This is a genomic window from Brenneria alni (assembly GCF_003666245.1).
GTDB classification, from domain to species: domain Bacteria; phylum Pseudomonadota; class Gammaproteobacteria; order Enterobacterales; family Enterobacteriaceae; genus Brenneria; species Brenneria alni.
The window spans coordinates 1-2,692 of record NZ_MJLZ01000092.1; the positions used below are offsets into that span (position 1 = coordinate 1).

Consider the following 2,692-nt stretch of genomic DNA (forward strand, 5'->3'; position numbering starts at 1 on the left):
TTTCAATATCTATATTTTTTAAATTATGTGTAGAAACTCCATTAAGTCGGATACTATTCATTAGATCGCTCTCCGCACCATTCACATTTAGGATTTCTTGTTATATCCATGATCTGCATACTAAAGTCTATTGAGTTGAATTCTATCCTTTTGTTCGTTTGCTGTAACATATCATATCTGTTGATAAGAATCTTGAATGCATCTAAAGAAGCCAAACTTGCTGCTATTCCAGATAGAGGTGAGAAAGAACCAAGCTTGCGATTATTTCTATTCAAAGATTTCACGTTTTTCAAATCATCTTCATTAATTGAATTTAAAGCTGTTTTAAAACAATCGAAGCAAGCACTTTGGAATGGAATTATAGTCTGGCCAATTAATGTAAGATGCAAATTATAGCCACCACCAACAATGTGCGGGATATTATGATCCATGGCATATTTAGCGATAACTCTACTTGTTGCATCAACACTTGGCTCATCAGAACAGTTTATTATCAAATCTATATTATTAGGTAATTTATTTTTTTCGAAAAAATCAGACGTTAAAAAAATCGAAATGACTTTAATTTTAATGTTTGGATTGATATCTTTCAATTCTTTTTTCAAAGTCGTTGCTTTATCTGAACCAACATGACTTTCAAAGTAATATTGTCTATGAAGGTTGCTCAAGTCAACGATGTCACTATCAACCAATATTAAATTACCAACATGATTTTTAGTCAAAAAAGCAGAAATGATACTACCTACGGCACCTAATCCAATAATCATTACTGTCGATTTTTTTAGCCTCTCTACGGTTTTAACAACGTCACTCGTAGAATGGAAATAATCTTCCAGTAAATTAATTAGACGGTAATCATTTTCCAAAAGGTCGATAGGGTAAGCAATGTCTTGTTGAATGAGAATAAACTGTTCTTTCAAATAGGAAGCTAATTTATTCAATTGTTTTACATCAATAAATCCATGCTTTTCTGAAATTTTTTCGATGGACGTTTTACCATCAAACTGATTTAAAAGATTAACAATACCAGGGAAATTCATTTTTAATGAAAGGTTCTCACGAGTATTTGATTTAAAGAAATCTATTCCGGATTCATGAGAGATTACTCCAATACTTTCTCGTAACCTTAGCTTATCTATTACATGCATTACAATCACCTTGCTTTAATAATGTAAATTTTGTTAATTCACCACTATTTGGAAGATATTCATAACGAATGGTTGAATAATTATATTGGGAGTCTTCCGACAAGAAGTGAATTATTTTTAAAGTACTTAAAAATGCTGAATACCCACTCATCGAAGCTATGCCACCAGGACCACCGATGGCATAATCCGTAGGTATATTAATTTTTTTGTTAATATTACTAACCAAAGGCTCAATATCATCCGTCCTACTATATATCGGTTTCCAGTCACTCAATGCATTACTGAATGTCTTTTGAATGCAATCTATACAAGGGGTATTGGGAGGATAGACTAACTCTCCAGAACTCATCAGGTGAGCATCAAATCCGCCCGAAACATATAATGCAATATTTTTTGTTTGGAGAAATCGTCCTAACTTTACTGATGTGTGACCTATATAAGGTTCATCACAACCATTAATTACAAGATTAACATCCTGATCAAACCATTTGGATAAGTTGGAATTAGGTAAAAGTTTTTCTTTGTAAAATTCTATTTTAATTCTCGAATCTATTTTTTTTAAATAATTGGCTAAGACTTCAGCTTTACTTTTACCTATATCTGAAGCTCTTGAAAAAAGATGCCTGCTTAAATTAGACCTTTTGAAGTCTTTAAAGTCGACAAGAATAAATTTTTGAATTCCGGCTCTTGCTAAATTCTCTGCTATATTACCCGTAACGGCTCCGCAACCTATTATTGCGATTTTTTTTGACTCTAATATTTTTTGTGTCTCATGTCCTTTTCTGTCTAGTATCATATCATCAAGGTAGGCAATCTGCCGAGCATACCGAGACTGTGAATCAACGTTTCCATTGTCTTCAGTAATCAAATGTTGAGCCAAAAGAAATTCGATTAGATTTATAGCTGCATGTTGTTCAAATGCCCCTAGCATAATTAGTATTTCGTGGGCTGATTTTCTTCCATCTAACAAAGCTAAGAACTCAGCAATTATTTTTGATGTTACGATTTCTACTTTTTCACGAGTAGTCATTCTATGAAAAGTAACTCTAACTTTTTCATCTTTTAGTTCAGTAACGTATACATCAACTGTGTGTTGTAAATAATATTTTTTATTTAACATAATGTATTAGTTTAAACCTGATTTAAAATCCAGCCCATTTATGACTACAAAATGGGCTGGGGTGATTAGTATTGTAATACACCTGCATTCATTTGTAGGTATTGATCCCAAGCATCCATACCAGATTCAGTTTCCGACCCGTTTTCAATACCTCGACAATTTTTTGCTGTGCAGTATGTTGAACAGCAGGTACTAGTACCGTTAGTCTTACAACCCGCACTGTTTTGAGCTATAACATTTTTTTTTATTACTTCAAAGGTAAGATCTAAAAGCTGGCTCATTTTTGAATATCCTTCAATGAATATTAAAGTGTAAAAGAAAATATAGAATAAACTCAAAGCTAATCTTGATCAACTATATTTATCTAAGTAATGATGATTGCAAAGGATTGTTCATAGGTTATCGTCATGAGATTATACAAACT

3 protein-coding genes are annotated in these 2,692 nt (G+C 32.3%); all 3 read right to left on the reverse strand.

The window, feature by feature from the left end; genetic code table 11:
• Positions 1 to 53: 53 nt before the first annotated feature.
• The 3 genes from BIY29_RS19695 to BIY29_RS20115 all read right to left on the reverse strand — a co-directional run bounded on the left by BIY29_RS19695 (position 54) and on the right by BIY29_RS20115 (position 2,549).
• On the reverse strand, positions 54 to 1,148 hold the full coding sequence (locus BIY29_RS19695; RefSeq protein WP_121576696.1) for a HesA/MoeB/ThiF family protein: 1,095 nt from the start codon (positions 1,146 to 1,148) through the stop codon (positions 54 to 56).
• Complete coding sequence (locus tag BIY29_RS19700; protein ID WP_121576697.1) at positions 1,132 to 2,268, reverse strand: HesA/MoeB/ThiF family protein; 1,137 nt, start codon at positions 2,266 to 2,268, stop codon at positions 1,132 to 1,134. The genes BIY29_RS19695 and BIY29_RS19700 overlap by 17 nt, the downstream gene beginning before the upstream one ends.
• A 65-nt stretch (positions 2,269 to 2,333) precedes the next feature.
• The gene (locus BIY29_RS20115; RefSeq protein ID WP_071999622.1) at positions 2,334 to 2,549 is read right to left on the reverse strand and encodes a hypothetical protein; all 216 of its coding nucleotides are present in this window, start codon (positions 2,547 to 2,549) and stop codon (positions 2,334 to 2,336) included.
• Positions 2,550 to 2,692: the final 143 nt, after the last annotated feature.

What these genes read in the sequence shown, in the direction of transcription:
- BIY29_RS19700 (WP_121576697.1), bottom strand. Translation starts at nt 2,268, where the DNA reads ATGTTAAATAAAAAATATTATTTACAACACACAGTTGATGTATACGTT.
- BIY29_RS19695 (WP_121576696.1), bottom strand. Translation starts at nt 1,148, where the DNA reads ATGCATGTAATAGATAAGCTAAGGTTACGAGAAAGTATTGGAGTAATC.
- BIY29_RS20115 (WP_071999622.1), bottom strand. Translation starts at nt 2,549, where the DNA reads ATGAGCCAGCTTTTAGATCTTACCTTTGAAGTAATAAAAAAAAATGTT.